General features: G+C 64.6%; 4 protein-coding genes. All 4 read left to right on the top strand.

The genetic code is table 11. The features are described 5' to 3' along the window. Positions 1-860, top strand: an 860-nt coding sequence (gene rseP / locus VF497_RS13245; protein WP_330889455.1) for an RIP metalloprotease RseP, incomplete at its 5' end; no start/stop codon positions are given. Between the two features lie 128 nt (positions 861-988). Then, positions 989-3,439 carry an outer membrane protein assembly factor BamA gene (gene bamA, locus VF497_RS13250; protein WP_330889457.1) on the top strand — a complete coding sequence of 817 codons (2,451 nt, stop codon included), beginning with the start codon at positions 989-991 and terminating at the stop codon, positions 3,437-3,439. A gap of 148 nt (positions 3,440-3,587) precedes the next feature. Continuing rightward, the gene (locus VF497_RS13255) at positions 3,588-4,148 is read left to right on the top strand and encodes an OmpH family outer membrane protein (RefSeq protein ID WP_330889459.1); all 561 of its coding nucleotides are present in this window, start codon (positions 3,588-3,590) and stop codon (positions 4,146-4,148) included. Further along, the coding region (gene lpxD / locus VF497_RS13260; RefSeq protein WP_330889461.1) for a UDP-3-O-(3-hydroxymyristoyl)glucosamine N-acyltransferase at positions 4,145-4,890 on the top strand (746 nt) is incomplete at its 3' end. The genes VF497_RS13255 and lpxD, both read left to right, overlap by 4 nt.

Below are 4,890 nucleotides of genomic sequence, written 5' to 3' on the forward strand. Positions count from 1 at the left end.
AGGCCGCCGCGCTGCACCGGGACACGGCCGTCGAGGTGGCCGACACGAACGGCCAGACGCGCAGCACCGTGCTCGCGCTGAGCAAGCTGCCGCCCGGCGCGCCGGACAACCGCGCCGCGGTCGACGCGATCGGCATCTACGCCAAGCCCACCCCGCCGATCGTCTCCAGCGTGACCGCGGGGCAGCCGGCCGAGCGGGCCGGCATGCACGCCGGCGACCGCACCGTGCAGGTCAACGGCATCGCCACCGCGGATACGGAACGCTTTGCTTCGGTGCTGGCCGACGAAGCGGCCAAATCGTCCAACCTCGAATTCGTCGTCGAACGCGACGGCCAGCGGATTTCGCTGCATGTCGTCGGCGAGAAAAGCCTCGTTGACGGCAAGGAGAAGACCAAGATCGGCATCGGCTACGGCCCGGCGCCGGCGACGCAGGACGCGCTCGAGCACTTCGGCCCACTCGCCGCCGTGCCCGCGGCGTTCGCCGAGACCTGGAAACAGGCCACCTCGATGCTCGGCATGATCAAGAGCATGGTCGTCGGCGAGGCCTCGGTGAAGAACCTGTCCAGCGTCATTTCGATCGCTCAAGTCGCCAACGCCTCGGCCAACCAAGGGCTGGCCTGGTTCCTGTCGTTCCTCGCGGTCATCAGCCTGAGCCTCGGCATTCTCAACCTGCTGCCGATCCCGATCCTCGACGGCGGCCATATCCTGTTCACCCTGGTGGAATGGGTGAAAGGCGGTCCGGTCAGCGAACGTACACTGATCGCCGGCCAGTATGTCGGCCTCGCCCTGCTGATGAGCCTGATGAGTCTGGCTTTCTACAACGACATCGCGCGCAACCTCGCGCAGGTGTTCGGCTCGTAGGTCCATCGGCAGCGCGGACACGGAAATCGACCCCGATTGACGACGGCACAGGATGTTTGCCGTCGTTTCGCCCTCAGGGCCGCCTTTTCCACTAAACTTGTCGTTTGATTTTTGTCTCGGAAGTGACGATGAAGCGTATCGCCGCCCTAGTTCTGTTTGCCTGCCTCACCGCCAAAGCGCACGCCATCGACCCTTTCGTCGCCTCCGACATCCGTATTGACGGGCTGCAGCGCATTTCCGCCGGTACCGTATTCACCTACCTGCCGGTCGAAAAGGGCGACACCGTAACCACCGAACGCGCCCAGCAGGCCGTGCGCGCCCTGTACAAGACCGGTTTCTTCACCGACGTCCAGCTCGGTCGCCAGGGCAACATCCTCGTCATCTCGGTCAAGGAGCGCCCGGCGATCTCCAAGATCCAGCTCAAGGGCAACAAGGACCTCAAGGAAGAAGACCTGCTCAAGGGCCTCAAGGACATCGGCCTCGCCGAGGGCGAGCCGTTTGACCGCCTCTCGCTCGACCGCGTGACCCAGGAACTGACCCGTCAGTACTACAACCGCGGCAAGTACAACGTCACGATCAAGCCGACCGTGATCAACCTCGACCGCAACCGCGTCGAGCTGTCGATCAACATCGCCGAGGGCAAGGTCGCCAAGATCAAGAGCATCGACCTCGTCGGCAACAAGACCTACCCGAGCGGCGAGATCCGCAGCGATTTCGAGTCCGACACGACCAACTGGACCTCGTGGTATTCGCGCGACGACCAGTATTCGCGCGAAAAGCTGACCGGCGACCTCGAGAAGCTGCAGTCGTACTACCTCGACCGCGGCTACCTCGACTACAGTCTCGACTCGACCGAGGTTTCGATCAGCCCGGACAAGCGCGACATGTACCTGACCGCCTCGATGACCGAGGGCCAGGTCTACAAGATTTCCGACGTGCAGCTGTCGGGCACCCTCGTCGTCAGCGAGGACGAGATGCGCAAGTTCATCGACTTCAAGCCGGGCGAGGTGTTCTCGCGGCAGAAGGTGCAGAAGGCCTCCGAGCAGATGACCGCGGTGCTCGCGAACATCGGCTACGCCTTCGCCCAGGTCACGCCGATCCCGACCCCGGACAAGGACAAGCTCACGGTCGGCATCAATTTCTTCATCAACCCGGGCAAGCGCGTCTACGTGCGCCGCATCGAATTCGCCGGCAATGGCCGCACCGAGGACGAGGTCATGCGTCGCGAAATGCGCCAGCTCGAAGGCGCCTGGTATTCGCAGGCTGCGATCGACCGTTCCAAGATCCGCCTGCAGCGCCTGGGCTACTTCAAGAAGGTCGACATCTCCACGCCGCGCGTGCCGGGCACGGACGACCAGATCGACGTCAAGGTCAAGGTCGAGGAGACCAACTCGGGCAGCTTCACCTTCGGCGTCGGCTATTCGCAGCTGGACAAGCTGATCCTCTCGATCTCGGTGTCCGAGAACAACTTCCTCGGCTCCGGCGACTCGGCCGGCGTCAGCGCGTCGAAGAGCTACTACCAGCAACAGTTCGGCGTGAACTACTTCCAGCCCTACCTGACCGACAGCGGCATCGGCCTGGGTTACAGCGCGCGCTACACCAAGAGCGACTACGGCAACGCCAATATCGCCAACTACACCAACGACACGGCCTCGTTCTCGGCCAACAGCGCGGTGCCGATCGGCGAGAACGACGCGATCAGCCTTTCGCTCGGCGCGAGCAAGACCAAGATCCGTACGTTCTACGACAGCTTCCTAATCGCCAGGGATGCGAATGGCGCGCCGATCTACGATGCGAACGGCAATCCCGTCTACCAGACCGATCCCGACGGCAACAACATTCTCTACCGCAACTACTACTCGCCCGCCGAGATAATCAATTATCTCAACGCGATCGGCCACTACACCTTCCACCAGATGACCTTCTCGGCTGGCTGGACGCACGATACGCGCAACAAGTACTTCAACCCGACCCACGGCTCGATCCAGTCGCTCGGCATCGAAGTCACGCTGCCCGGCTCGACCGCGGAATACTGGCGCATCAACTACCGCTACCAGCAGTATGTGCCGATCACGCACGGCTTCGTGCTTGAAGGCACGGTCAACCTCGGCTACGGCGAAGCCTACGGCAAGTATTCGAACCTCGGCCTGCCGTTCTTCGCCAACTACTACGCCGGTGGCGTCTCCGACGTGCGCAACTTCCGCGACAACACGCTGGGCTCGACCGCGACGCGCACCCTCTACCAGGGTTGCACCTCGCTCACCCAGGCCGACTACTGCTTGCAGCCGCTCGGCGGCGCGTTCAAGACGACCGGCTCGCTGGAACTGATCATCCCGCTGCCGTTCATCAAGGATGAGACCTCCACGCGCCTGTCCTGGTACGTCGATGCCGGCAACGTCTACAAGAACTTCAGCGACTTCTCCTGGTCCGGCAACGACGGCCTGCGCGCCTCGACCGGTCTGTCTCTGCACTGGCAGGCGCCGGTCGGCCCGATCGTGATCAACCTCGGCCGCCCGATCGTCAAGAAGCCGGGCGACATCTCCGAGACGCTGCAGTTCAACTTCGGCGGCACGTTCTAGGAAACGTGCGCGCAACGGGCCGCGCACGGCATCCAGCCGCGCGGCCGAGGGATGCATCGCGTCTCGCCCTCGGGTTAAGATGTGGGCTTGAACCGCGCCGGCGCCGTCGCAATGCGACATGCCGGCGCCTTTGCGGAGAGCCCGACGCTTGATTCATCCATTCGGTGCCAGCGGAGGTTTCGCCAGATGCGCGCTGATCGCTGCGCTGGCGCTGTTCGCACCCGCCTGGACCTGGGCGCAGGCGACCGCTTCGCCGCGCATCGGCTACATCGACGTCAAGCGCTTGATCGACACCGCCCCGCAATTCCTCGAATCCAAGGCCAAACTCGAGCGCGAGTTCGCCAAACAGAACGCGCAGATCAATGCCGATGACGCAAAACTGGCCGCACTCAAGCAACGTTACGAGCGCGACAGCGCGATCATGACCAAGGAAAACGTCGATGCGCTCAAGCGCGAGATCGACGCGACCGAGCGCGACAACAAGCGCCGTCGCGACGAGGCGCGCACCGAGTTCAACGAACGTGGTCGGGCGGAGAACGCGCGCAATTTCGCCATCATCAACGACACCGCGATCGAGTACGCACGCACGCAAGGCTACGACATGGTCGTCGGCAGCCAGGCCGTGCTCTACGCGAGCGCGCGCCTGGACATCACCGACGCGGTGCTGCAGCGCCTGAAGGAAATCAACGCGGGCAGCGCCAAACCGTGAGCGCAGCGCAGGCGACCCACACGCTGGCGGATCTCGCCAAGCGTTTCGCGCTGGAGCTGCACGGCGACGGCGGCGTGCGCATCGACGGCGTGGCGACGCTGGCCGCAGCGCAGTCGAACCAGATCGGATTTCTCGCCAACCTGCGCTATCGCGGCGAACTCGCGACGACGCAGGCCGCCGCAGTGATCCTGCGCGCGGACGACGTGGAACATTTCGCGCGCGCCGCGCTGGTCGCGAAGGATCCTTACGTCGCCTACGCGAAGATCGCCGCGCTGTTCGCGCGCCTGCCAGCGAGCGCGCCGGGCATCCATCCCAGCGCCGTGATCGCCACCGATGCGCGGATCGCCGCGAGTGCCAGTGTCGGCCCGTTCTGCGTCGTCGAGAGTGGCGCGAGCATCGGCGACGGCGCCGTGCTCGGCCCGCACTGCCACGTCGGCATCGACTGCCACGTCGGCGCGCAATCGCGCCTCGTCGCGCGCGTCACCCTGGTCGCGCGCGTGCGCCTCGGCAAGCGCGTGCTCGTGCATTCGGGTGCGGTGCTCGGCGCGGACGGCTTCGGCCTCGCCTTCGATGCGGACCACTGGATCAAGGTGCCGCAACTCGGCGGCGTCGTCATCGGCGACGACTGCGAGATCGGCGCGAACACGACGATCGACCGCGGCGCGCTCGAAGACACCGTGCTCGAGGAAGACGTGCGCCTCGACAACCAGATCCAGATCGCGCACAACGTGCGCATCGGCGC

Origin of the sequence: Rudaea sp., assembly GCF_036383415.1 — a bacterium.
Taxonomy (GTDB): Bacteria; Pseudomonadota; Gammaproteobacteria; order Xanthomonadales; family Rhodanobacteraceae; genus Rudaea.